This window comes from Paenibacillus sp. TAF43_2, assembly GCF_052113545.1.
Taxonomy (GTDB): domain Bacteria; phylum Bacillota; class Bacilli; order Paenibacillales; family Paenibacillaceae; genus Pristimantibacillus.
In genome coordinates this window covers 1-25,669 of the sequence record NZ_JBFRDK010000009.1, presented here as the reverse complement: position 1 = coordinate 25,669, position 25,669 = coordinate 1, and the positions used below count along the sequence as shown (strand labels likewise).

The 25,669-nt window shown below is 46.0% G+C and carries 25 protein-coding genes; 6 read left to right on the top strand and 19 right to left on the bottom strand.

Annotation, left to right across the window (positions count from 1 at the left end; genetic code table 11):
• Positions 1–148 precede the first annotated feature (148 nt).
• Positions 149–1,282 carry a tRNA 2-thiouridine(34) synthase MnmA gene (gene mnmA / locus AB4Z17_RS03685; protein ID WP_441958216.1) on the top strand — a complete coding sequence of 378 codons (1,134 nt, stop codon included), beginning with the start codon at positions 149–151 and terminating at the stop codon, positions 1,280–1,282.
• Positions 1,283–1,355: 73 nt separating this feature from the next.
• Here mnmA and AB4Z17_RS03680 read toward each other — a convergent pair whose 3' ends face one another.
• A complete protein-coding gene (locus AB4Z17_RS03680; RefSeq protein WP_441958214.1) occupies positions 1,356–2,696 on the bottom strand; it encodes a hemolysin family protein in 1,341 nt (446 codons plus the stop codon).
• On the opposite strand from AB4Z17_RS03680, the gene AB4Z17_RS03675 reads away from it, so the two are divergent.
• From AB4Z17_RS03675 to AB4Z17_RS03665, 3 genes are read left to right on the top strand one after another with little or no spacing between them, the layout of a single operon-like run.
• Positions 2,684–3,019, top strand: coding sequence for a hypothetical protein (locus tag AB4Z17_RS03675; protein WP_441912574.1), 336 nt, complete (start codon positions 2,684–2,686; stop codon positions 3,017–3,019). The two genes, AB4Z17_RS03680 and AB4Z17_RS03675, sit on opposite strands and share 13 nt — an antisense overlap.
• 53 nt (positions 3,020–3,072) lie before the next feature.
• Positions 3,073–3,642: a copper resistance protein CopC gene (locus AB4Z17_RS03670; protein ID WP_441958212.1), complete on the top strand. Its 570-nt coding sequence runs from the start codon at positions 3,073–3,075 to the stop codon at positions 3,640–3,642.
• Positions 3,642–4,727, top strand: coding sequence for a copper resistance D family protein (locus tag AB4Z17_RS03665; protein ID WP_441958210.1), 1,086 nt, complete (start codon positions 3,642–3,644; stop codon positions 4,725–4,727). The genes AB4Z17_RS03670 and AB4Z17_RS03665 overlap by 1 nt, the downstream gene beginning before the upstream one ends.
• A gap of 90 nt (positions 4,728–4,817) precedes the next feature.
• Here AB4Z17_RS03665 and AB4Z17_RS03660 read toward each other — a convergent pair whose 3' ends face one another.
• The 14 genes from AB4Z17_RS03660 to AB4Z17_RS03595 all read right to left on the bottom strand — a co-directional run bounded on the left by AB4Z17_RS03660 (position 4,818) and on the right by AB4Z17_RS03595 (position 20,731).
• Positions 4,818–6,125, bottom strand: a complete 1,308-nt coding sequence (locus AB4Z17_RS03660) for a replication-associated recombination protein A (RefSeq protein ID WP_441912577.1) — start codon at positions 6,123–6,125, stop codon at positions 4,818–4,820.
• 193 nt (positions 6,126–6,318) lie between these two features.
• A complete protein-coding gene (locus AB4Z17_RS03655; RefSeq protein WP_441958208.1) occupies positions 6,319–6,978 on the bottom strand; it encodes a YdeI/OmpD-associated family protein in 660 nt (219 codons plus the stop codon).
• A complete protein-coding gene (locus AB4Z17_RS03650; RefSeq protein ID WP_430057769.1) occupies positions 6,975–7,730 on the bottom strand; it encodes a tRNA threonylcarbamoyladenosine dehydratase in 756 nt (251 codons plus the stop codon). The genes AB4Z17_RS03655 and AB4Z17_RS03650 overlap by 4 nt, the downstream gene beginning before the upstream one ends.
• A 29-nt stretch (positions 7,731–7,759) precedes the next feature.
• Positions 7,760–9,580: an aspartate--tRNA ligase gene (aspS, locus tag AB4Z17_RS03645; protein ID WP_441958206.1), complete on the bottom strand. Its 1,821-nt coding sequence runs from the start codon at positions 9,578–9,580 to the stop codon at positions 7,760–7,762.
• A gap of 28 nt (positions 9,581–9,608) precedes the next feature.
• A complete protein-coding gene (gene hisS, locus AB4Z17_RS03640) occupies positions 9,609–10,874 on the bottom strand; it encodes a histidine--tRNA ligase (protein ID WP_076270825.1) in 1,266 nt (421 codons plus the stop codon).
• A gap of 673 nt (positions 10,875–11,547) precedes the next feature.
• Complete coding sequence (locus AB4Z17_RS03635; protein ID WP_441912580.1) at positions 11,548–11,718, bottom strand: hypothetical protein; 171 nt, start codon at positions 11,716–11,718, stop codon at positions 11,548–11,550.
• 92 nt (positions 11,719–11,810) lie between these two features.
• A complete protein-coding gene (dtd, locus tag AB4Z17_RS03630) occupies positions 11,811–12,254 on the bottom strand; it encodes a D-aminoacyl-tRNA deacylase (protein WP_441958205.1) in 444 nt (147 codons plus the stop codon).
• A 54-nt stretch (positions 12,255–12,308) separates the two neighbouring features.
• Positions 12,309–14,489 (bottom strand): RelA/SpoT family protein, encoded by a 2,181-nt coding sequence (locus AB4Z17_RS03625; RefSeq protein ID WP_441958203.1) that lies wholly within the window; start codon positions 14,487–14,489, stop codon positions 12,309–12,311.
• Positions 14,490–14,687: 198 nt separating this feature from the next.
• The gene (locus AB4Z17_RS03620; RefSeq protein ID WP_441958201.1) at positions 14,688–15,218 is read right to left on the bottom strand and encodes an adenine phosphoribosyltransferase; all 531 of its coding nucleotides are present in this window, start codon (positions 15,216–15,218) and stop codon (positions 14,688–14,690) included.
• Positions 15,219–15,240: 22 nt separating this feature from the next.
• The gene (gene recJ, locus AB4Z17_RS03615; protein ID WP_441958200.1) at positions 15,241–17,259 is read right to left on the bottom strand and encodes a single-stranded-DNA-specific exonuclease RecJ; all 2,019 of its coding nucleotides are present in this window, start codon (positions 17,257–17,259) and stop codon (positions 15,241–15,243) included.
• A 32-nt stretch (positions 17,260–17,291) separates the two neighbouring features.
• A complete protein-coding gene (locus AB4Z17_RS03610) occupies positions 17,292–18,209 on the bottom strand; it encodes a cation diffusion facilitator family transporter (RefSeq protein WP_076270829.1) in 918 nt (305 codons plus the stop codon).
• Positions 18,210–18,272: 63 nt separating this feature from the next.
• Positions 18,273–19,187, bottom strand: coding sequence for a protein translocase subunit SecF (gene secF / locus AB4Z17_RS03605; protein WP_441912582.1), 915 nt, complete (start codon positions 19,185–19,187; stop codon positions 18,273–18,275).
• Positions 19,177–20,409: a protein translocase subunit SecD gene (gene secD, locus AB4Z17_RS03600; RefSeq protein WP_441912583.1), complete on the bottom strand. Its 1,233-nt coding sequence runs from the start codon at positions 20,407–20,409 to the stop codon at positions 19,177–19,179. The genes secF and secD overlap by 11 nt, the downstream gene beginning before the upstream one ends.
• An 82-nt stretch (positions 20,410–20,491) precedes the next feature.
• Positions 20,492–20,731 carry a post-transcriptional regulator gene (locus tag AB4Z17_RS03595; protein ID WP_076270832.1) on the bottom strand — a complete coding sequence of 80 codons (240 nt, stop codon included), beginning with the start codon at positions 20,729–20,731 and terminating at the stop codon, positions 20,492–20,494.
• Between the two features lie 221 nt (positions 20,732–20,952).
• Between AB4Z17_RS03595 and spoVB the strand changes: the two genes are divergently transcribed.
• Positions 20,953–22,530: a stage V sporulation protein B gene (spoVB, locus tag AB4Z17_RS03590; protein WP_441958198.1), complete on the top strand. Its 1,578-nt coding sequence runs from the start codon at positions 20,953–20,955 to the stop codon at positions 22,528–22,530.
• A 58-nt stretch (positions 22,531–22,588) separates the two neighbouring features.
• On the opposite strand, the gene AB4Z17_RS03585 is transcribed toward spoVB, so the two are convergent.
• The gene (locus AB4Z17_RS03585) at positions 22,589–23,308 is read right to left on the bottom strand and encodes a YetF domain-containing protein (protein WP_441912590.1); all 720 of its coding nucleotides are present in this window, start codon (positions 23,306–23,308) and stop codon (positions 22,589–22,591) included.
• Positions 23,309–23,567: 259 nt separating this feature from the next.
• On the opposite strand from AB4Z17_RS03585, the gene AB4Z17_RS03580 reads away from it, so the two are divergent.
• The gene (locus AB4Z17_RS03580; RefSeq protein WP_441912585.1) at positions 23,568–23,963 is read left to right on the top strand and encodes a TIGR04086 family membrane protein; all 396 of its coding nucleotides are present in this window, start codon (positions 23,568–23,570) and stop codon (positions 23,961–23,963) included.
• 58 nt (positions 23,964–24,021) lie between these two features.
• Here AB4Z17_RS03580 and yajC read toward each other — a convergent pair whose 3' ends face one another.
• From yajC to AB4Z17_RS03565, 3 genes are all read right to left on the bottom strand, one after another.
• Positions 24,022–24,339 (bottom strand): preprotein translocase subunit YajC, encoded by a 318-nt coding sequence (gene yajC / locus AB4Z17_RS03575; protein WP_076270836.1) that lies wholly within the window; start codon positions 24,337–24,339, stop codon positions 24,022–24,024.
• 14 nt (positions 24,340–24,353) lie between these two features.
• Positions 24,354–25,487, bottom strand: a complete 1,134-nt coding sequence (gene tgt, locus AB4Z17_RS03570) for a tRNA guanosine(34) transglycosylase Tgt (RefSeq protein ID WP_441958196.1) — start codon at positions 25,485–25,487, stop codon at positions 24,354–24,356.
• Between the two features lie 22 nt (positions 25,488–25,509).
• The coding region (locus AB4Z17_RS03565; RefSeq protein WP_441958244.1) for an S-adenosylmethionine:tRNA ribosyltransferase-isomerase at positions 25,510–25,669 on the bottom strand (160 nt) is incomplete at its 5' end.

Sequence of the window (25,669 nt, the reverse complement as noted above, 5' to 3'; positions counted from 1 at the left end):
TTGGTTGTTWATTCTCTGTATTCCCATTTCACTTATATGTTAACATATCGAGCGGGCGGAGTGTGCAAAAAGGTTGACATCTTCATGAAAAAGTTTGCAGCCTATGTTACAATAATAAATGTTTGATTCAARCAAGGTGGTGTTTACGATGGAAAAATCAAAAGCTTCGACAAGAGTTGTCGTCGGGATGTCAGGCGGCGTCGATTCCTCCGTCACTGCACTGCTGCTAAAGCAGCAAGGGTATGACGTTGTCGGCATTTTTATGAAAAACTGGGATGATACCGATGAATTCGGTCATTGCACGGCGGAAGAAGATTCTGAAGATGTACGCCGCGTATGTGAACAAATTGGCATTCCCTACTATACCGTGAATTTTGAACGGCAATATTTTGACAAGGTATTCACTTACTTTCTAGATGAGTACAAGCGCGGACGTACGCCTAACCCAGACGTTATGTGCAACCGCGAGATTAAATTTGGCGACTTCCTGCAGCGCGCCTTGGAGCTTGGAGCGGATTATTTGGCAACAGGCCATTATGCCCAAGTAGAACGTACCGAGGATGGCACAACGAAGCTCATTCGCGGAGTCGATTCAAATAAAGATCAGACGTACTTCCTTAGCGCCCTTAATCAGAAGCAGCTGGCTAAAGCGATGTTCCCAATTGGGCATCTGCCGAAGCCCGAGGTACGCCGTATTGCTGAAGAAGCTGGCCTTTATACCGCTAAGAAAAAAGACAGCACAGGCGTTTGCTTCATTGGGGAGCGCAATTTCAAAACCTTCCTTAGCGGCTATCTTCCCGCTCAAGCCGGCGATATGATTGATATTAGAAACGGCGAGAAAAAAGGTCGTCACGACGGGCTGATGTATTACACGCTCGGCCAGCGCCAAGGACTTGGCATTGGCGGATCAGGTTCCGGCGAACCTTGGTTCGTAGCGGACAAGGATTTGGAGAAAAACATTCTTTATGTTGTACAGGGAGAGCAGCATGCCAGCCTATACTCAGAGAGCTTGACGGCAACTGGCATGAACTGGATTCTACCAGTAAAAAGCGGAGATACCATTCGCTGCACCGCCAAATTCCGTTATCGCCAGCCCGATCAAGGCGTCAGCGTAACGATTGGCGAAGATGGAAACGCGCATATCGTGTTTGACAAGCCTCAGAAAGCCATTACACCTGGACAAGCTGTCGTGCTCTACGACGGCAACGTTTGCCTTGGCGGAGGCACGATCGATAAAGTTAAGAAAGTCGATCCTGCTGCTGATTTTGCAAAGCAAGCCTAACAACACGAAAAGCTGCCTGAAGCATCCGCTATTGATGCATTAGGCAGCTTTTTTTTGATCAAAACGTTTATGTTCAGCCAAAATATTGGCCGTTCTGTCCTTTTTTTCTCTCGCCAATCTTTCGAATCAGAAGCCTGGAGATCCGAAGATGATCCGTCTCTTCGATAATGAATTCATATTCTCCAGCGTGATCGACACGCTGATTGTTGACAGGAGGTATGTTTATTTTGGAATACATCCAGCCCCCGATTGTATCATAATCATCCGTTTCGATATCGAGATTGAAGAAGCTGTTAACTTCCTCTATCAGCATGAGACCGCTAATGGAGTAGGTGTTGTCGTCTTTTTTCTCAAGAGGCTCTCGTTCCTCGTCAAATTCATCTTGAATTTCGCCGACGATTTCCTCCATAATATCCTCCAGCGTTACTAAGCCGGAAGTGCCGCCGTACTCGTCAATCAAAATAGCAATTTGCGACTTTCGTTTTTGCATCAGCTTCAGCAGTGTACTAATTTGCATCGATTCGGGTACTGTCGTAATTGGTCTCGTAATTTGCCTTATATCCTGCAGATTGTGCATCGTGTCCTTCAGTAAATCCTTGATATGCACGAACCCAATGATATTGTCCTTGTCATTCTCACAAACCGGATAACGCGTCAGCATTTGCTCCAGTGCAATTTTTTTATTGTCGGCTAAAGTGCAGCTTGTATTCAGGCATATCATTTCTGTTCGAGGAATCATAATTTCACGCGCATTCGTCTCGGCAAACTCAAAAATGTTATCAACAAGCGTTAGCTCCATATTATCTATTAAACCGTTTTTGTGGCTCTCCTTCATCAAAATCCGAATTTCATCCTCCGTGTGTGCCGAATCCTTCTCGGTCACAGGCTCAATTCCAATTTTTCTAAGAAGCAAATTGGCTACCCCGTTAAATAACCAAATAAAGGGAAACATAAGCTTATAAAAACAAACGAGCGGCAACGCTGTCAATCGCGTAATGGATTCAGCTTTGCGGATTGCAATCGTTTTTGGCGCCAGCTCTCCAAGTACTATTTGCAGCATCGTAATGAGAATAAAGGCAAGCAAAAATGAAAAGGTATGAACAAACCATTCACTGCGAATGCCGATGAAAGCCATAGCAGGCTTGATCACATTTGCAATAGCTGGACCGCCAACCCATCCGAGGCCAAGCGAAGCAAGCGTAATACCAAGCTGGCACGCAGATAAATAAGCATCTAAATTGCCTGTCATATGAGAAGCAAGCTTCGCTCTCGAATCACCATCTGCGATTATTGTATCTAAGCGGCTTCCTCTTACCTTCACCATTGCAAACTCGGCAGCAACAAAAAAACTGTTCATCATGATAAAAACAAAAATAAGCAGCAGAGACAAGCTGGTCGGTAATGGGTCAATCACTGGATTCCTGTCCTCCGCAAGAAATGAAACGGGATGCGATGACAGGTGCACCTCCTTTTGGAACAAAGATACGGCAATCTTTGTGTAGTGTGAGATTTCTCCTAGATGACAAACCGCCGCGTCAAACGGTAAAGCTTGCGAGCCATACCGCTCTCAAGACTGTAATTATGTCTATTCGCCATAGGCTAGCACTTATACGCAGATTTCCAGTCTTTCTAAGCGTTTTTTATAGGAAGCATCAAACGATCTTCAACAAATGTTCACTAAGCCGCAATGAATTGATCATTTTATTTGGCGCAACAGCGAATTGGAATCTGTTATAATGCAATGAGCTTACCAAGTAGGCTCGTTACAAAAATATGTAGGAGGTTTAAAAATGAAACGAATATTGCTTATTTTTCTTGCCGCTCTATGGCTCGTTCCGGGCGTAGCGATGGCCCATTCCAAACTAGAAAGCGCGGTGCCTGCGCGAGATGCGACGGTCGCTGCCTCACCAGAGCGTATAGAGATGACATTTAACACAAAGATCGAAAAGCTTAGTAATTTTAAAATATTAAATGCTGCCGGCGAGGAAATGGAAAAAGAAAAGGTCGAGGTTGACGGCATGACGATGACCGGATCAGTTCCTGCTGCTATGCCTAATGGCATTTATACAGTAAAGTGGGTCATTATCGGAGCGGATGGTCATTCGGTGGAAGGCGATTATTCGTTTACTGTAGAAGCGCCTGTTGTTACTGAACAACCAAGCGAAGAACCAACAGCTACAGCTACTGAAGCACCAGCAGAGACAACGGCTCCTACTCCTTCACCTGATGCTAGCACCAATACTGACGGAGGAAGCAGTGAAGCTACAACTAATGATGCTGGGACAAACTATACTCCTTATGTCGTTATCGGTGTCATTATCGTAGCAGCAGTTCTCTTATTCATGCGGAGGCGCAAATAATGATCTATATCAGCGAAGGCCTTCTATACATTTGCTTCGCCATTTTAACGGGCACCTTTCTATTGCGGCTTGTACCGGAGGACAGAAGGCCTTCCGTTCATGTACCGCATGGCCTGCTGCTCGCATGCGCAGTAGCAATACCGTTCTTATCCTACGTTCCTATTCATAAGCTTGCTATCGTATTTGCCAAAGATTTTGACATGAGCTACGGCGCTATTCTAAAGAGCATCCTGCTTGATGTTAATACAGGCAAAGCGTGGGTTTGGACAACCATCGGATCAGCTGGACTCGCTTTTCTGCTAGGTCTTAAAGCATTCCGGGGCGATAAGCATATGCCTAAGGTAGCTTTGTTTGTTACCTTTTTGCTAATTGTGTGGCTGGGTTATGCAGGACATGCTTCATCCTTGTATGGATTTAAAGGTTTAATTACACATTCTGCTCATTTTCTCGCAGTCAGCGTATGGATCGGCATTTTGTTTGTGATCAGTTGGTTTTCCAAAGATGATGCCAATTGGAACGCATTTCTGCGTTGGTTTTCGCCAGTAGCCATAGTTTCTGTTGTTGTAACGCTTCTTGCCGGCATTACGCTTATGTCATTCACAACTCCAGAATATGTAAACTCATGGATGCTTCCCTACGGTCAGATGCTGCTGATTAAACATCTACTGATTTTGCCTCTACTGCTGTTTGCTTTCTCAAATGGCTTCGGATACAAAAAAATAGCAAAAACTAATCCGAATTTCAATCCAAGGCGCTGGCTAAAAGCAGAAAGCTTCATTGCTTTGCTCGTGCTTGCAGCAACAGGTGTGCTTGGTCAGCAAGCACCACCGCATAAGGTGAAGGAGACACTGCAATCGGAATCACCTTCTCCATTATTCACTTCAATTTACAAAGGAAACTTCAGCCCTGACATCAGCTTGAAATTCACGCTGAACATGGAGTGCCTCCTCATGCTTGCGGCAGCTGCACTAATGGCGGTCGGTCTGCTTTGGATGTATCGCGTAAATAAGCTTATGCCAGCTTTTGTAATGGGTATTTTGACAGTGGTATTCGGCTATTTCGGCCTGATGTTTGCGATTGCTTAATAGAAGAAAAACTCCTGCTAATATGGAGGTAAGCTTAGGAATGAGCTTTCCTCCATCAAATTAGCAGGAGTTTTTTTATTAAGTAAATTATCATTTACCATGGCGTTTTTGCTGATTTTGCCTTATTTTATCTTCCATCCCTTGCTCGGTAGCCTTATAAAAGGTCATTCCCCCAAGCGTATTCGGCAAATATTGCTGCTTTACATAATGGTTCGGAAAATCATGCGGATATTGATACCCCTCGTGGCCAAGCTGCTGCGCCCCTTTGTAGTGGGTATCGCGCAAATGCAGCGGTACCTCTGCACCGCCTGCTCGCTCGATTGCCGCCTCTGCATTGCCGATTGCAATGGCAGTAGCATTCGACTTGGGACTCTCTACCGCGAACAGAATCGCTTGTGAGATGTTATATTTCGCTTCAGGCCAGCCTATCTTATGATAGGCATCCATCGCTGTAACCGCTTGAATCATCGCTTGCGGATTAGCAAGTCCAATATCTTCGCTGCATGCGACAATCAGCCTGCGGATAAACGTCATCGGGTCCATGCCCAGCTTCTCCACAGCATATAAAAACCAAAATAACGCTGCGTCGCTTGAACCTCTTACACTTTTGTGAAACGCCGACAGCACATCATATTGTGTAGATAGATCTGCGCGAATGGACGGCTTCCTTATGGACTCTTGAGCCACCTCAAGCGTCAACCGGACAGAACCATCCATCTCAGACGGCGTTGTCACCGCAGCCAGCTCAAGCGCATTAAGCGCCCTGCGGATGTCTCCGCCAGCCATTGCAGCGATATGCCGCAGCGCGTCCTCATCTACTTGCAAGTCCATAAAGCCTAAACCCCGCTCACGATCGGCTAGTGCTCTTATCATCGCCTCATAGGCGTGCTCCTCGCCAAGCGCTTCGAGCTGAAACAAAGTTGAACGTGACAATAGAGCGCCATTCACATGATGAAATGGATTTTCTGTTGTCGCCCCTATAAATATAATAATGCCCTGCTCGACAGCAGGAAGCAGCGCATCCTGCCTAGCTGTATTAAAGCGATGCACCTCATCAAGAAAAAGGGTCGTCTTCTTGCCGTACATCGCTTTGTTGGTGCGAGCCAGCTCGATAACCTCACGTACATCCTTTACCGACGCATCTACCGCATTCAGCTTCACGAACTCGCCTGCTGTCCGCAAGGATATAATATGTGCAAGCGTCGTTTTACCGCAGCCCGGCGGACCATACAACAAAATTGACGACACCTGATCGCCTTCAATAGCCCGCCGCAGCAGCTTACCCGTTCCTACTATATGCTCTTGCCCGATATATTCGTCTAATGTCTGCGGCCGCATGCGATCTGCAAGCAGCCTGGCGCGAGGCGCTTCTTCCTCTTGATATGAAAATAAATCCATTCTGCTCCCCAACCTTCTGCCATCTGTTACTCCGATCATAGCATACAAGCACATTTGTTCGCCAGATTTACACGGAGTTCTGATCTCATCAACGTTTATATCGTGGAATATGGGATGGCTGGTATATAAAAAAATAGCCGATTCTCAGAAAAAGCAAAATCGCTTTCTCTAGAAACGGCTATTTATTTATTGGTTAATTATCGAATGGAGATTTTAAACCTCGCTCCAGCTTATCGATAGTTGCTGCTACTCGTTTCATGCGTGTTTCTTCCCGCTTCGCATCCGTAATCCACTTTACGAAATCACGTCGCTTTGCAGCGGTCAGGCTGCCTTCGAAAAAGGCTGCTGCTGTACTAGATGCCTGTAAAGCAGCTGCTAGATTATCTGGAAAAGGAAGCTCTTCAGCCGACCCAGTAGATGATGTGCTGGAAACGGCTGCTGAGGATGTTCGCCTAGCTTTACTCTTTTGCGCAGCACCTTCTGGACGATAACGCATAGATGACCAAGTGTCATCCATCGATATCATAGCGACGCCTTCAACATGAAATGTCAGCATCAGCTTCCAGCCCGTGTCTCGGTTGATGTCCGTCTTCACCTTAGACGAGCCCTTGGGATATGTGATCCATAACAAACCATCAGGCTTAACTGCCTTGATAGCTGCTGGTGCATGCTCCGCAAGCTCAGCTAAGCTGTTAACAAATAGAAGCACAAAGTCGTATTGCAAATCTGCAGCAATAGCTGCTGAAGCTGCTTGTAATCCAAGCTCCTCCAAGTAATGCTCGGAAGGCGGCCTTAGGACAAGCGCCTTCATATCCGGCATCAAGCGCAGCTTTTTGACAAGTGCTTCGTTCATACCTCAATGCCGCCAGCAGCAAGCAAATCCTTCACGACAACACTAACCATGATCAGACCCGCTACCGGCGGAACAAATGCATTGCTGGCCGGAGGCTGCTTCGCTTTGCGAATGTCAGGCGCATTCTCGGGAACGATTTTTTTTGTAACATCCTCACGAGGCTTCATTGGCAGCTCCGTTGAGAATACAACCTTAACGCCGCGTTTGATGCCTTCCTTACGAAGTTTCGTACGGATGACCCTTGCTAGGGGATCGGTATGCGTCTGCGAAATATCGACAACCTGAAATTTCGTCGGGTCCATCTTGTTCGCTGCGCCCATACTAGAAATTATCGGAATTTTTCTCTCGAGACATTGCTTGATCAAATGAATCTTATACGAAATCGTATCGGACGCATCAACAACATAATCAAGCGGGTACTCGAAAAACTGTTCAAACGTTTCTTCCGTATAAAACATACGCAGGGCAATGACATCACATTCAGGATTAATCAGCTTAATCCGATCGCGCATAAGCTCTGATTTTACTTGCCCCACTGTCGTTGTGAGCGCATGAATCTGACGATTAACGTTCGTAATATCTACAACGTCCTTGTCAACGAGTATAATACGTCCAACTCCGGTGCGTGCAAGCGCCTCAGCTGCAATGCCGCCAACGCCTCCGATGCCGAGCACGGCAACCGTGCTCCCCTTCATTAGCGCTAGCCCCTCTGGCCCAATAGCCAGCTCTGTTCGTGAAAATTGGTGAAGCATCCGGCCGCCGCCTCCTTCGTATTGATTGCTTATTTTTCGCTAGTTTCTGTTGCTGCAGTTGCTGCTGCCGCTGCAACTGGCTGCTTCGGTTTAAGAACTGTACGGATATGCAATTGCTCAAGCTGCGAAAGCTCGACCTCGGACGGCGCATCGCAGAGAAGATCTGTTGCGCTTGCCGTTTTTGGGAATGCAATCGTCTCACGCAAATTCGTGCGGCCTGTAAGCAGCATCACCAGACGGTCGAAACCAAAAGCAATACCGCCGTGTGGAGGCGTTCCATATTCAAATGCATCCAGCAAGAAGCCGAATTTCTCTTGTGCTTCTTCCGCATTAAAGCCAAGCGCTTTGAACATTTGTTCTTGTACCTCACGCTTGTAAATACGCATAGAGCCGCCGCCAACTTCATAACCGTTCAGAACTAGATCGTATGCTTGTGCGCGAATTTGGCCTGGATCAGTATCGAAGAAATGAAGGTCGTCTTCATTTGGACGTGTGAACGGGTGGTGTTCAGCAACATAACGCTTCGCATCCTCATCCCAGCCAAGCAATGGGAAGTCAACAACCCAAGCAAACTTGAATTTCGATTCGTCAATCAGGCCGAGGTCTTTACCAAGCTTAGAGCGCAGGTTGCCAAGTACATCACAAACCACTTTTTTCTTATCTGCAGAGAAAGTTAGCAAATCGCCATCTTCAACTTGCAGACGCTCAGTTAGCGAAGCAATCTCTTCCGGTTTAAGGAACTTAACGATCGGCCCGCGCCATTCGCCATCCTTCACGGTGATCCAAGCTAGCCCTTTACCGCCATAACGAGCAGCGAACGGCTGCAAGTCATCAAGCTCTTTGCGGCTCCAGCTTGCACAGCCCTTAGCGTTCAACGCTTTAACAACGCCGCCGCCTGCTGCAACGCTTGCGAATACTTTTACATCGCTAGTTGAAACGATATCGGTAATATCTTTAATTTCTAGGTTAAAACGAAGGTCCGGTTTGTCGGAGCCGTATTTGTTCATTGCATCTGCATAAGTGATGCGTTGGAACGGAAGCTCAAGCTCTACGCCAACTGTTTCTTTCAAAAGTTTAGCTGTCAGCTCTTCCATCATAGCAAGCAATTGATCTTGTGAAAGGAAAGAAGTCTCGATGTCGACTTGCGTGAATTCCGGTTGACGGTCTGCACGAAGATCCTCATCGCGGAAGCAGCGAGCGATTTGGTAGTAGCGTTCAATACCGCCAACCATTAGAAGCTGCTTAAAGATTTGCGGCGATTGCGGCAATGCAAAAAACTCACCTTCATGCACACGGCTTGGCACCAAGTAATCACGCGCGCCTTCAGGCGTACTCTTCGTTAAAATTGGTGTTTCTACGTCGATAAAGCCTTCTCCGTCTAGGAAATCGCGGAAAACCTTTGCAGCTTTCGAACGAAGCAACAACGTTTTTTGCATTTCTGGACGACGCAGGTCAAGGTAACGATATTTCAAGCGAAGCGACTCGTCTACTTCTACGCCATCCTCAATTGGGAATGGAGGCGTTTTGGCAGCGTTCAACACTTCAATTTTTGTAACACGAACTTCAATTTCACCGGTAGCAAGGTTAGCGTTGTAAGTTTCAGCATCGCGCTCCACTACTGTTCCTTGAATGGCAAGGACGAACTCATTACGAGCACGGTCAGCGATCGCTAGTGCGTCACCAGAGAAATCTGGGTTGAATACCGTTTGTACAATACCAGAACGGTCGCGAAGATCGATAAATAGGACACCGCCAAGGTCGCGGCGACGTTGTACCCAGCCGTTTAGAATAACTGATTGACCAACGTCCGCTTTCGTTAAGCGGCCGCAGTGATGTGTTTTTAACAACATTGTGTTCATTCTCCTCGTTTAGTTAGATTTATTTTTGTGTAGCAAACGAACGACTAATTTCTTCAGCGAGCTTATCCAGTGCAACAACACGCTGTTCGCCTTTTGTCATGTCTTTCAAGGAAATCTCGCCGCGCTCAAGCTCATCGTCGCCTAGTATAGCGGTAAAACGGGCTTGAAGACGGTCTGCCGACTTCATTTGCGCCTTCATTTTACGACCAAGATAATCGCGCTCTGCACGTATGCCTTGCTGTCTTAGCTGGTAAACGAGCTTAGTTACCTCACGCTCTGCAGCTTCACCAAGCGCAACCACATACACATCGATTTGATTAAAAACCGGCAATTCTGTTTCTTGATGCTGAAGCAGCAAAATCGTTCTTTCAAGACCTAAGCCAAGACCGACTCCCGGCTGGTCAGGACCGCCGATTTCTGATACTAGGCCGTTATAGCGACCGCCGCCGCCGACAGTATCGATCGTACCGATACCCTCTGCCTTGTATTCGAAGGCCGTATGGGTATAGTAGTCGAGTCCGCGAACGAGGCGATGATTGATCTCATAAGGAATGCCCATGTCGCTCAAATACATTTTTACTTTATCAAAGTGAATTTGGCATTCCTCGTCCAGGCTGTCCAAAATTGATGGCGCATCCGTAAAATGCTCTTGATCGACCTTGCAATCAAGCACGCGCAGCGGATTGCGATCCATCCGTGATTGGCAATCCTTGCAGAGCAGCTCACGCTTAGGCTCTAAGAAAGCAAGCAGACGCTCGCGGAACACCGCACGTACAGCCGGTGTGCCGACGGAATTAATTTCTACGCGTACACCTTTTAGACCCACCTCTGTATAAAAGGTATAGCCAAGTGCAATGACTTCTGCATCTATAGCAGGATCAACCGAACCGATAGCCTCAACGCCAAATTGATGCAGCTGGCGATAACGGCCTGCCTGTGGCCGCTCATAACGGAACATCGGACCAATATAATACAATTTAGACACGTCTGGCTCGCCGTACAGCTTGTTCTCTACGTAAGACCTTACAACGCCTGCGGTTCCTTCCGGACGAAGCGTCAGACTGCGATTGCCGCGGTCTGTGAAGGTATACATTTCTTTCTCAACGATGTCGGTCGTTTCACCGACGCCCCGTTGAAACAGCTCAGTGGATTCAAATATCGGCGTACGAATTTCCCGGAAATTATAACGCTGACAAATATCCCGAGCCTTCTGCTCCACATACTGCCATCTCTCTACCGCGCCAGGCAAAATATCCTGTGTGCCCGGCATTTTCTGAAATGCCATTGAATAACCCCTCCTGCCCTCATAATAAACGGGTTAAATTTCGGAAAACGCAAAAAACTCCCGTTCCTAATAGCTTGCGCCATAAGGGACGAGAGTGAATCTCCCGTGGTACCACCCACATTTCGAGCCTGCATCCTATGCGTTCGGCTCGCTCAAAGACGGTTAACGTCCGTCATCCGCAGTCCAGCTACTGTGCGTTAGCTGCAAGCCTAATAGCTTGCTGCCACCCTGCCGTTCACCGTCTGTTCTCCGGGAAGTCTGTTCATTCTGCCAATATAAGGACGCTTGCAGCCAAGTGACGTCCCTCTCTGAATATAAGGCGTAGAATTACTTTGTCCCATCAACGAATCCATATCTATACTGAGGACTAATTTTACCTCTGACTAAGATTAAAGTCAAGATCGAACTGCCCAAGCAACGCCATCCTGTTTAAAATAGGCAGAAAAAAACCTACAAAACGTATTTGTAGGTCCAAAAGTAAAATATATTTTAAAAAGGGGGTCGAGTTCTATTATAGGTCAATGATATTAAAAAAAAGTTAGAGATTGATTACAGTAATATTACAATTTCGAAAGCGTTTTAATGGAGGCATTGTGTAGATGTCCTTTTCTCCAGTAGTTTATTTCAAAAGATAACCGCCCCAGCTCTCGGCTTGGGCGGCAGTATGCTTATGCTATAGTTGACCCAAATTATCGCGGCGCGGGTGCTGCGGGAAACCCGCCCACTCCTCCGCTGCTTCCATATCTTCCTCAAGCTCTGCAAAAATTTTAGCTTCTCTGCGATCGGAATGAAGCAGTCTGCGAGATGCTCGTTCCATCCCTTGTTCCTTGCGTGATTGGTGCATTCGCGGTTTACCTCCAATATGGCATACTGCTTGTACAAGCTTCTTATGATGCGTGCACAGCCTACACTATATTGTTTCCCGCGTTGCCTTAGTTAAATACGGCTATCCAAAATTAACGTTATAGGACCGGAATTCACGAGCTCCACGTCCATCATCGCACCAAAGCGCCCCGTTTCCACGACCAATCCGGTGGAACGAAGCGTCTCATTAAATAAATCATACAGCTGCTCTGCTTGCTCGGGTCTGGCGGCTGCCATGAAGTTAGGGCGTCTGCCTTTCCGGCAGTCTCCATACAGTGTAAACTGTGAGACCGAAAGCAGCTGCCCGCCAACATCTGAAATAGAATGATTCATTTTGCCTGACTCATCCTCAAAAATACGCATGTTAGCTACCTTATCAGCCATCCATTTGACATCCGCTTCTGTGTCCTCATGCGTCATGCCTACAAGAAGCACAAGCCCCGAGTCAATTGAACCTACTGTTTCACCCTCAATGACTACCTTTGCTTGTTTACTGCGTTGAACGACAACCTTCACTGCTTAAAAACCTCCGATATTCGTTTTGATCTCAATCCGGYAAGAGCAAAACGATTATTGCATAATCCGTTGAACAGAATAAATATCCTGCACTCGTTTGATCTTCTCAACGACCGAAGTAAGGTGCTCGACATTGCGGATAAGCACCGTCATATGAATATGCGACATTTTGTTTTTTACAGAACGTCCGGTTACAGCTGAAATATTCGTCTTGCTTTCGGAGACAGCCTGCAGCACTTCATTCAGAAGGCCTCTGCGATCGTGTCCGGTTATTTCGATATCGACGCTGTAATTGGCATCGATATTATCTTCCCACTCTACCTCTATTACGCGTTCGCCCTCTTCGCCCTGATCGCCAAAAGGTATGTTCAAACAATCCATTCGGTGGACTGAAACGCCGCGCCCTCGGGTAATGTAACCAATAATCGCGTCTCCCGGTACAGGGTTGCAGCAGCGTGCAAAACGAACGAGCAAATTGTCGATGCCCTTCACAGTCACGCCTTGGTTCGGACGTGATTTGCGATTGCCCGGCGATTTTATTTCCTTGATTTCGCTTGTAAGCTCAATCTGGCTTGCCAGCTCGGCCTCTCTACGCATCTTTTCAGTAAGTTTCGTGCAAATTTGTGCAGCCGTAATTCCGCCAAAGCCGATAGCGGACATCATATCCTCAATATCGTTAAATGCAAACTTCGCGKCAGCCTCCTGCAGCTTATCTTCCTGCAGCCATGCGGAAGGCTCAAGCCCCAAACGCTTCAACTCGCGCTCTAGCAGGTCTTTGCCTTTTGCTACATTTTCTTCGCGACGCTCTTTCTTGAACCACTGCCGAATTTTGCTTCTAGCATGTGAGGACTGCGCAATTTTCACCCAGTCTTGACTTGGTCCATAAGAATGCTTCGATGTTAATATTTCAACGATATCTCCGGTTTTGAGCTTATGGTCAAGCGGCACAATTCGACCGTTCAGCTTCGCGCCAATCGTTCGATTGCCCACTTCCGTATGAATCCGGTAGGCGAAATCAAGCGGAACAGAGCCAGCTGGCAGTTCAATGACTTCACCGCTAGGCGTAAATACAAATACGAGATCGGCAAAGAAGTCCATTTTAAGCGACTCCATAAACTCCGACGCATCGCGCGCTTCATGCTGAAGCTCTAAGATTTCTCGGAACCATGACATTTTATCTTCAAAGTTGCCGCCTGGTACAAGCGAACCCTCTTTGTAAGCCCAATGTGCCGCAATTCCGTATTCTGAGGTGCGATGCATTTCCCAAGTACGAATCTGTACCTCTGTAGGCTCTCCATTTGGCCCTATAACGGTCGTATGCAGCGATTGATACATATTCGCCTTCGGCATCGCGATATAGTCCTTRAAGCGGCCAGGCATCGGTTTCCAGAGCGTATGAATAATTCCGAGCGTAGCATAGCAGTCCTTAATATTATCAACGATTATTCGAATAGCAAGCAGATCATAAATCTCCGTAAACTGCTTGTTGCGATCAGTCATTTTTTTGTAAATGCTGTACAAATGCTTAGGGCGACCAGAAATATCACCTTCAATACCCATTTCTTCGAGCTTCTCGGTAATCCGGGAGATGACATCGTCAATAAACTGCTCGCGTTCCGCACGCTTCTTCTTCATCAGATTGGCGATACGGTAATATTGCTGCGGGTTCAAATAACGAAGAGCAATATCTTCCATTTCCCATTTGATAGCTGAAATCCCGAGGCGATGAGCAATCGGACAAAATATTTCCAACGTTTCATAAGCGATACGACGCTGTGCTTCTTCCGATTGGAACTTCAGCGTGCGCATGTTATGAAGCCGGTCAGCCAATTTTATTAAAATGACGCGAATGTCCTGAGCCATGGCGACAAACATTTTACGATAGTTTTCGTTTTGCTGCTCTTCTTTAGAACGAAATTGAATTTTTTCGAGCTTTGTTAGACCGTCTACCAGCATCGCACAGGTTTCGCCAAATTTCGCACGCACCGTCTGCAAATCAACAGTTGTATCCTCAACGACATCATGGAGCAATGCTGCGATAATGGACAGCACGTCCATTTGCATATCAACAAGAATATCCGCCACCGCTACGGGGTGCAGAATATATGGCTCTCCCGATTTCCGTACTTGTCCGTGATGGGCTTGCTCCGCAAAGTCATAGGCTTCCTGGATGCGTATAAGGTCCTGCTCTTTCATATAGGCGGATGCCTTCTCGAGTAAATGCTCAATGCCCATGAAACGTCCCTTTCTGATTACACTCCTGGCGGATCCCATTCATGCGTTTTCCGAGTTTTTATAATATTATGCCTGTAATCACAGTACCGCGTCAACTACCAGAGACCTCCAGCAATAAAATAAAACCGCCTGGCCTTCTCGCAATTTGCGAATAAGGGGGATAGGCGGTCATTTTATAGAGCAATCTTGCTGCTTGAATTATGAGTAAGTCATTAGTGAGAATACGTCGATTCCTTTAAGCTTCTCACGGCCAGTTAAGTATGCAAGCTCAATTAGAAAAGCTGCGCCTACTACTTCACCGCCAAGCTGCTCAATCAAATTGATCGATGTTGCGATCGTTCCGCCTGTTGCAAGCAGATCGTCAGCAATGAGTACGCGTTGGCCCGGTGTGATTGCATCCTTGTGCATAGCCAGTTTATCCTGTCCATACTCCAAGTCGTAGCTTGCTGTAATCGTCTCGCCCGGCAGCTTGCCGCTTTTGCGAATCGGAGCAAAACCTACGCCTAGCGCAATAGCCAGCGGTGCGCCTACTACGAAGCCGCGAGCTTCTGGTCCTRCAATGACGTCAATTTTCATATCCTGAACAGCAACTCGCATCTCTTCAATCGCAGCACGATATGCTCCTCCGTCTTTCAGAAGCGTCGTAATATCTTTGAAACGGATACCTGGTTGCGGGAAATCAGGAATTACCCGGATGTAATCTTTGAAGTTGTATTGTGTGTTGGACACTTGAGGTCAACCCTTTCCATTTCTAACTATTCATTATAATTTGTGTTGCTTCAAATTGTGCTTTTGCTTCTCGGTAACGTTCAGAAGTAGCTAAATCACGTTTCTGAGGTGAGGCTGCTGCATGCATCATACCATTGTCTCGGTTAATAAATTGCAGCTCCTCGAATACTGCCAGCATAAGCTCAACCGTCTCTAAGGATAAACCACTTTGCTTCGATAAGCGAGCATTTAATCCTTGAAGCGGAACTTGCCCCAGCTGTTTCAACAGTTGATACACTTTGCCGAATTGCTCGCGCTCTGGAAATTCGACAGCAGCAGGATCAAAATGCACATCATGCAGTTGAAGCTGAGGTTTGCGCTGCCCATTCCACTCATTAACAGATAATTCACCGACAACATCTATTTTGCTGCCCGGCTTTAATCCTTCTGCTAGCATTCCCATACTGAAGCCGATACCGTCTAATAAACGACGGCCGCTCCCTAGAGATAGCTTTAAGTGTCTTGACTCCTTGCCTATCGTACGACGATCTGCAAGCTCCGTCTTCTGAAACAGCAATCTTGGCGATGGATTTCCCATCCCGAACGGCTCAAGCTGTGAAAGCTCGGTAATCGTATCGAGAGTGGCTTCGCTAACCGAGCATACAAGATCAACTGACGTTTTGGGAATCCAATCGTCAGCGCTCAGCCATTCAGCAGCCAGCTCGCCAAGTTTCTGTTCAAATTCAGATAGTCGATCGCGATGAAGACTCATTCCAGCAGCGGCCTGGTGTCCTCCGTAATGATCGAGCAGCTCGTCGCAAGCTGTAAGGGCTGCATGCAGGTCGAAGCCTTCTATGGAGCGCGCAGAGCCTTTACACATCCCTGTCTGCTCATCTATCCCAAGAATAATAACTGGCTTATAATTGCGTTCTAGCAGTTTGGAGGCAACGATACCGATGACACCAACATTCCAGCCTTCACCTGAGAGCACAATAACTGGCGGAGGTGATGCATTCGCGGCTGCAGCATCGTCGCATTTGGCCTGCCACTGCAGCTCGGCTTCCTTCACGATACTCTCCACTACGCGCTGCCGTTCTTTGTTTAAACTGTCCAGTCCGATTGCAGTCAAAATTGCATTGTCATAATCGTCGGTTGTGAGAAGTTCGACTGCACGTTTCGCATGGTCGAGCCTTCCAGCTGCATTGATGCGCGGTGCCATTCCAAAAGCAATGCCTGTCGCAGTAATGCTGCCTAGCTCAATGCCGCCAGCCTCTGCCAGCGCTCGGAAGCCTACCCCTGCATGATTCTTCAATCGCTCTAAACCGCAGCGAACAAAAATACGATTCTCGTCTTTAAGCGGCATTAAATCTGCTACTGTTCCAAGACTCACAATGTCGGCCCACTCAAGCGGAGGACGCTCTAATAAAGCATGCGCCAGCTTGAATGCAACGCCTACACCTGCAAGTCCTTTGAACGGATAAGCGCAGCCTTCTTGCTTCGGATTGACAACAGCTGCTGCATTTGGGATTTGCTCTGGCGGCTCGTGATGATCAGTAACAACAACATCAATCCCGAGCTGCTTCGCATAATCTATTTCTTCAACAGCGCTGATGCCCGTATCAACCGTAACAATTAAACCGATGCCCTCTTCAGCAGCCAGCTCAATCGCTTTTTTGTTTAATCCGTAACCTTCCAAAGCACGATGAGGAATATAATAATCAAAATCATAGTTTAATGATCGAAATAAATGTACCAATAAAGATGTGCTTGAAACGCCGTCCGCATCGTAATCGCCATAAATCCTTATTTTCTCATTGCTGGCTGCTGCTCGCTTTATGCGTGCAACGGCAGCCTCCATTCCAAGCAATAAATAGGGATTATGAAAATGCTCCACCCCGCCTCGCAAAAAACGTTCAGCCGCTTCGGTATCATCAAAGCCGCGCTGCACAAGAAGTCTCGCTACTAGCGGCGGCAAACTAAGATTCGCTGCCAAATCCTTCGCTTTTGCTTCGTCGGCAGCAGACCATGGCGCTACAGCCCATCTTGTCTTCCTTTGAATCATGCTGCTTGCTCCTCTCCTGCTGTTTGCTGTTCTTATTGCAGCAGTGTCGGCATCTGCTCCTGATTCGGATCATGATTAGACTTATAAGGATAACCAGGATCATAAGGCTCAACGAAAATCGATACATCCGTGACATGTATAAAACGTTTCATGACGAGCTGCTTTACCCTTTTGGCAATCTCTTGACCCTCAAGAACAGAAATGCGTGGATTTACACTAATAACCATTTCTGCAATGACATAATGACCATGCTCTTTCGCTCGCAAGGTTTGCACAGTAATGACTCCATCAACACGTTGAATAAGCTGCATCAGCTCATCCGGATTTTCCTCTGAAGTCTTGCTATGTTCATCTTTTCGCATAAAGACTGTAGCCATTCTGTAGCCGTTTACGATAACAATGACCGCAATAACGATCGCTGCCGCCGGATCAAAATAATAGAGCACCGGCACATTCAGCATTTTGCCAATAATCGCTCCGCTTGCGCCCACTAATGCTGCGACTGAACAATAAAGTCCTGTCATTCGATCCTTCGATGGAAAAAACAGCTGCTGCACGATTAGAGCAAGCGCGATGGCCACTGCCGCACTCCAGTGCGGAGCGCTCGTTACACGATCAGAAAGGTCTCTAATGGCAGATATACCAATTTCGAGCCCAACGATGAGAAGGACGACTGACAACAATATCGTTGTCGCCGTCTCTCCTCTTAAATCTACTGGTACCGCTTTGGCACCCGGGTTTGCCATTTTTCGCTGCCGGCTTGCCCTCAAACCTGAAAGGGCAACAACCCCGGCAGCGACCTCAGCCGCTGTTCGAAATGCATCCGCGAGCAGCGCTTTGCTTCCTGACAACCATCCTATTACGCCTTTAAATAGAGCCAGCAGCATGTTTCCCCATAAGCCGGCCCAGCTTGCGGACTCTGCTTTTACATATCGCTGTGTGGTTGACATTTATACCTCCTACAAGGTTTTGCGAATGCAAAACCTACTTCGTAAGCATTCAACTGCTTATAATTAAGCTGTTTTCTTAACAACAGCCTTCGGCTTTTGTCTGCCTTTTAGCATTAGCCATAGCGGGCTCGCGATACAAATGGACGAGTACGCACCGCTTGTAAGACCAATGATTTTTGCTAGGGCAAATAGCTTGATTGACTCGCTTCCGAAGATGAACAAACATACTGCAACGATAAGCACTGCTAATACAGTATAGATATTACGCGCCATTGTTTGCCAAATACTTGCGTTAACCATCTCAGCGAGCTGCTCACGGTTTTTATATTGACCAAACCGAAGATTTTCACGAATCCGGTCAAAAATAACGATTTTATCATTGATAGAATAACCGATCGTTGTCAACACCGCCGCAATAAATGGAAGATCAACTTCCAGACGGAATATCGAGAACAACGCGATAACGACAAAGGCGTCATACAAAATCGCAATGTTCGCAGCTAGTGCAAAGCGCCATTCAAAACGAATCATGACATAAATCATAATGGCTACACTGGCAATCAGTACTGCCCAGATCGTTTTGATCCCAAGCTCCTGCGCCATGTCCGGCGATACGACGTTAACCTCAGCGGATACTTGATCACCATACTTCGCTTTAAATAAGTCTTGAATTTCAGTAATTTTGGCTTGTGTAAGCACTTCGTCAAAACGAGCCGTTACACGTTCTTCACCTGTACCGCCAACTGTAGGCGTGATGCCTTCGATTCCTGCTTTCACAAGAATTTCTTTCGCGTCCTGCTGGGTTACTGCTTTGCCTACTGAAATATCCATATTCGTACCGGCCTTGAAATCAACACCGAAATTAAGGCTGAAAAAAAGCAAAGACAAGATGCCGATTACGGTTAACGTGATCGAGAACAGAAAGAACTTATTGCGGTTCCCGATGAAATCATAACGAATTTTTGTATTAAAGTTCACGGATTTCTGCCTCCTTCACACCATAGTAGCTTGGTTTTGTAAACAGGTTGCTCTTAATAAGGAGCATAATTAAAAAGCGGGACAAGAAGATGTTTGTCAGCATACTTACCAAAATACTGAAAATCATCGTTAATGCAAAACCACGAATCGCTCCGTTACCGATAAAGTACAATACTGCGCTTGAAATGATGTTCGTAATGTTTGCATCCATGATGGTACGGAATGAGTTTTTCGATCCAGCTTTAAGCGATGAAAGCAAGCTTTTTCCGCTTCGAATCTCTTCCTTTATCCGTTCATACATGATGATATTGGCATCAACCGCCATACCTATACCAAGCACAAAGGCGGCTATACCTGGGAGTGTCAGGGTCGCATTCATTAAATTAAATACTACGATCAAGAGCCATGTATAAGTAATTACTGTAATACCAGCTACAATGCCTGGAATACGGAACAAAATAACAAGGAATATCAAAATAATGACTGTTCCGATAACACCAGCTTCAACGGTGTCTTTCAAGGAAGCAAGTCCAAGTTTAGCGCCAACGCTTTGCGTATATTTCTCAGTCAGCTTGAGAGGCAATGCTCCGAGGTTAATCATATCGGCCATATCTCTCGCTTCATTTACGGTATATTCTCCCGTAATTGTAGCTGATCCACCTGAAATCGGTTCTCTTACGGATGGTCTGGAAAGCTCTTTATCATCTAGATAGATCGCTAAATACGAACCGATCAAACGAGTTGTAATTTCCTCGAATTTTTTCGCATCCTTAAGTTCGATCGTAACAAAAGGTTTGCTTAAGTTGTCATAACCAACACCTGCACCATTTTGCTTAAAATCGCTGCCGTCCAGCTCGATCTTGCCGTCAGGTCCGCGGAACGTTAAATTAATTGGTTTGGCAAGAATGTCTCTTACTTCATTCTCGTTCGCAACACCTGCAAGTCTCAAACGAATGCGGTTTGAGCCTTCAGTTGTAATTTCCGGCTCTACAATACCGAGCTCGTCAATCCGCTTTTCCAAACTTTTTGCCGTTTCCTTTAGTGATTGTGGTGTTACAGCTTCTCCACCTTCAAGCGGCGTAGCTTCGTACAAAACCTCAAATCCGCCTTTCAAATCAAGGCCTAGCCTTACGTCTTTCACTAGCGATGGGCTTGTCCAAGCGATAACGCCAAACATAATGACTACGATCGCAAGGAAGGCAATTATTCTCTTCCCGAACATACGTCTAAATCCCCCTTATGATCTCAATATTCCTATTATACAGACGGGACAAAATCGAGTCAAAAAAAAAGAAACCGTCAATTTAAAATTGGGTTCCTTTGTATGCGCTTATCGTCATGAAATTCATAAATTTCATAACTTTTAAAGATAAAATATCATTTACTAATTCATGTAGTTCGGGCTGTCCCGATTTGTTATATTTCTGGCTAACGCATTCCCAAACTTCTTGACCCGTTACATGTTCGTAGCCAATGAGATGAAATTCCTCCGCTTTGCTGTTGCATAGCTCCTCGATCATACGATTTAATTCTTCGTCTGCCATGCTGCGCCTCCCAAAAGCTTATGACATAAAGCTGTATCCCATCTATTCGCTGTGCCTCTGCCTTTTTCCTGCCCGCTTCACTGCTAATCTATAAATTCACTGACATGGAACTGGACATGCCGCGCATAAAGATGATAGTACATGCTTGTCTAAAGACTTCGACTCACATCAGTAGAAGGCAGCATTTGGTTATTCCATGATAGAGAAGAGGGTTCATCATAATGACAAAACGATCGGATCAAACAAAGCAAAACTTTATAAAAGGCGCCATGATATTGCTTGCCGCAGGTTTAATTAACAGGCTGCTTGGTTTCATTCCTCGCATTGCACTCCCCCGTATTATGGGGGCAGAGGGTGTAGGATTATACCAGCTGAGCTATCCGTTTCTAACGGTCATGATAACCTTAATCACAGGAGGCATTCCGCTTGCCGTTGCCAAATGGATTGCTGAAGCAGAGTCGCAAGGTGATTCCAAAAGAGTAAAGTATATTTTTCGAACGGCAATGCTCCTCGTTACTTCGCTAGGCGTATTGTTGRCCGCTCTCATGCTTCTTTTTGCACCTTGGATAACGAAGCATGTGCTGCCGGATGCCCGCGTATACCGCACCTTTATGGTTATGACACCTATGCTGCTCATTATTGGCATATCTTCGGTTTATCGAGGTTACTTCCAAGGCAAACAGAACATGATTCCTACCGCGGTATCTCAAATCGTAGAAACCTTGCTGCGCATTGTTGCATCGCTATCATTTTCCTTCATGCTCCTGCCCTATGGACTTGAATGGGCAGCTGCTGGCGCTATGCTTGGTGCCGTGCTTGGAGAGATCGGCGGCCTCGCCGTTCTGCTTTGGAAATACTACAGAGACAAATCCCGCATCAAACAAAAAGCTCTTAGTCATCCAAATGAAAAAGCAGGAAAAAACATTCCTGTATTGCGAAAATTACTTAGCTTATCCATTCCCGTTACAGGCAGTCGATTAGTCGGCTCCTTCTCCTACTTGCTGGAATCCATCTTTACCGTCCGAAGTTTAGCAGCGGCAGGAATTACAACAGGCATCGCCACTGCGCAATACGGAGCATTGCAAGGAATGATCATACCGCTGCTTTTATTGCCAACTGCATTAACCTACTCTCTTGCGGTTTCACTGGTACCCTCCTTATCCGAAGCGGCTGCTCGCGGAGATCATGCGTTAATCCACAAAAGGCTGCATCAATCGATGAGGCTTGCACTTGTTTCAGGGGCGCCTTTTGTTGTTATTATGGCTTTGTTAGCTGAACCGATTTGCCGTATCGTTTATAACCATGCCGAAATAGCTCCGATGCTCCAGCTCATCGCTCCCGTTGGCATTTTCATCTATCTGCAGGCTCCCCTGCAAGCAGCACTCCAAGCACTAAATAAACCGGGAACGGCATTAATTAACACATTAATTGGTGCGGTGGTCAAGCTATTTCTCATCGTTCAACTTGCATCGAATGCTGATTTTGGAATATACGGTGCTTTAATCGCTATTAATGTCAATATCGTACTCGTCACATTATTGCATGGCATTAGCGTATTGCGGTTCATTGGCTTCCATATGAAAGTGCTTGATTTTGTAAAAGTTGGTACTGCTATGATTATTATGGGAGCTGCCGCTAAGTTTACGATGAATCATGAACCTCTTTCCATGGAATGGGTAAATTTACTTCTTGCATGCGCAGCTGGCGTAATTATTTATTTAATCTTGATGATCGTAATGAAAATTATCGATCGCCACGATATGGCACGTTTACCATTGTTCGGAGCTTGGTTTAAATAACAATGATATGGTCGTCGAATGATAAAAACCGCGGTAAAGAAAGGGATAAGCCCTCTCTTTAACGCGGTTTTTTCTCGTGCGTATCAATAAACAACTTCCCTTTATAGTCAATCGTGCAAAAAAACACGTCCTTAAAATCGAAGACGCCTCTTTCCTGCAAAACATTTTTAAGCCAAAATCTTGTCTTTTCAAGATTTTCCAAGTTTTTGTCCTGCACCTTGCCATCCATAATAAGCGGGACAGGCAATATCTCAAAGCGATATTTCGGTGGAAAAATATTCGTTTGATTGTACTGCTTCAGCTTTTGGTCGGATCGCTCTGATTCCTGATCTTCATTACTGCCCTCTTCAGACTCATCAGCATTTTCCTTGGGTATGACGGACAACTTGCCGCTCGTCTCCAAAATCGCAAATTCAACATCCGATACAGCACTGATTTTATTTTCCCGTAACTGCAGCATTAGATCATCCAGATTGTACCGCTGCTTGCGCATAACGTCACTATTCAACTTGCCCTTGTCAATAATTACACTTGGTTTGCCATCAAACAGCAGCCTTAGCTTTCGACTTTTCATCGTCATAAAAGCACTGCCTACTTGAATAATCATCAAAACGACCATCGGTAAAATGCCTTCCCACATCGCCCGTTCCATGTCTTCAATTACAATGACTGCAATCTCTGCAATCATGACTGAAATAACGAGATCAAACACGGAAAGTTTACCGATTTCTCGTTTTCCCATAAAACGCATGATCAGAAATACGACGAAATAAATCATTATCGTCCGGATCAACAGGCCCCAAAATTCCAAAGGAAACCGCCTCCTCGTCTTTATCATTCGAGCTGACGCCAGCTGCGTTTTGTCCGTAAAGCTATTCTGACCTACGCGTTACAACATCATACTCCTGCTGTTTATACGAATATATGGCAATGCGGAATAAGCTGCTTATAAATACATACTGACAAGCTAATTCCTGTACTATTCTACCTAGCTTGACCATATGGATAAGTAATACGTTCATAACGCTGGGGGGAATATGATGAGCTCGGTTAAACAAGCACCTAAGCCGCCTTTAATCGCTTCGCCTTTGCTTGCCGGAGTGCTTTTTTCAATCATTTGGCTAGCAGTAGGCGCATTGCTGCTCTCACTGCTTTTGCATTTTACGGCAATGAAGGAAAGCAGTTTGCCCTCTAACGCCATGCTGGTTCACGGCTTCGCAGCACTGGCGGGGGGCTTTACATCAGGAAGACGCTCGGAGAACAAAGGCTGGTACAATGGCGCACTGCTCGGTTTGCTTTATGGCGTAATCGTTATCATAATCAGCTTCCTTGCATCAAATGCTTCTTTATCCGTTCACAGTGTCCTTCTTCTTGGAGCTGCTCTCCTATCAGGCGCATTTGGCGGAATGATTGGCGTAAATATGAAGAAATGAGCGTTTACAAAAAAAATAAAAAAACGACTGACATGAAATCATGTCAGTCGTTTTTTTATTATTTCTCTAAATCAACCGACGCTGGTGCGGAGTTGATAATTGTATTAATTGCGCTGCGCTCGAATGTCATTTTAGTTGTATCGTTGACACGAATAACAACCGTATCGTCACTCAGCTCAACGACCGTGCCATGCAATCCACCAATTGTTGAAATTTTATCGCCTTTTTTCAATTGGTTAAGCATACTTGCACGAGTCTTTTGTTTCTTCTGCTGCGGACGGATAAGCAAGAAATAAAAAACCGCAAACATAAGCACAAAAGGCCAAATCATTTGTAGGATATTAGTTGATCCTGCTTCACCTGCTGCTTGCAACATCGAAATCCCTCCTTTCAAAACCCTTTCTCATTATCGAACAGGCCGTAGCTTGTGAAGAAGGAATCCCGGAAATCCAAAAGCCGGTCATCCATGATCGCTTGCCGAACGTCCCGCATGAGTTGTAGCAAGAAATGCAAATTGTGATAAGTCGTCAGCCTCATACCGAACGTCTCATCCGCTTTAATTAAATGCCGGATATAAGCTCTGGAATAATTCGTGCATGTATAGCATGAGCACTCTGGATCCAGAGGACCATAATCCTCAGCGTACTTCGCATTACGGATGACGAGTCTGCCTTGGCTTGTCATGGTTGTCCCATTGCGAGCAATACGCGTTGGCAGAACACAATCGAACATATCAATACCGCGGATAGACCCTTCAATCAATGCATCCGGCGATCCAACTCCCATAAGGTAGCGTGGTTTATTCGCTGGCAAAATGGGTACCGTATAGTCGAGCACATCATACATCAGATGTTTAGGCTCCCCTACACTCAGTCCACCAATAGCATACCCCGGGAAATCCATGGAAGTCAAATCATTTGCGCTTTGAATACGCAAATCTTTGTACATCCCCCCTTGAACGATAGCGAACAGCCCTTGGTCATGCGGTCTTGCGTGAGCCTTAAGGCAGCGCTCTGCCCAACGTGTTGTACGCTCCAACGATTTCTTCACATAGTCATGCTCGGYAGGAAATGGCGGACATTCATCAAATGCCATCATAATATCAGAGCCAAGAGCATTCTGAATTTCCATCGCTACTTCTGGTGAAAGAAATTTTTTGTCGCCATTGAGATGGGAACGAAAGTGTACGCCTTCTTCGGTAATCTTACGCATTTCGCTAAGGCTAAAAACTTGGAATCCGCCGCTGTCTGTTAGAATGGGCCGATCCCAGTTCATGAACTTATGCAATCCACCGGCATTTCTTACAATGTCATGTCCCGGTCTTAGGAACAAATGGTAGGTGTTGCTCAAAATAATTTGAGCATCCATCGCTTTCAGTTCTTCTGGAGCCATCGTTTTCACAGTAGCTTGTGTTCCTACCGGCATAAAGGTAGGCGTCTCAATCACACCATGCGGAGTGTGTACACGTCCTAGTCTTGCTCCTGATTGTTTGCATTGTTTGATTAATTCATATTTTACAGCCACAATTCACGCTTCCTATTCCTAATTAGTAAATAAACATGGCATCGCCAAAGCTGAAAAATCGATATTCATGAGCAATCGCTTCTTCATAGGCGTGCATGACAGCATCTCGTCCAGCCAGCGCACTTACAAGCATAACGAGCGTTGACTTTGGTAGATGAAAATTGGTGAGTAATGCATTGACA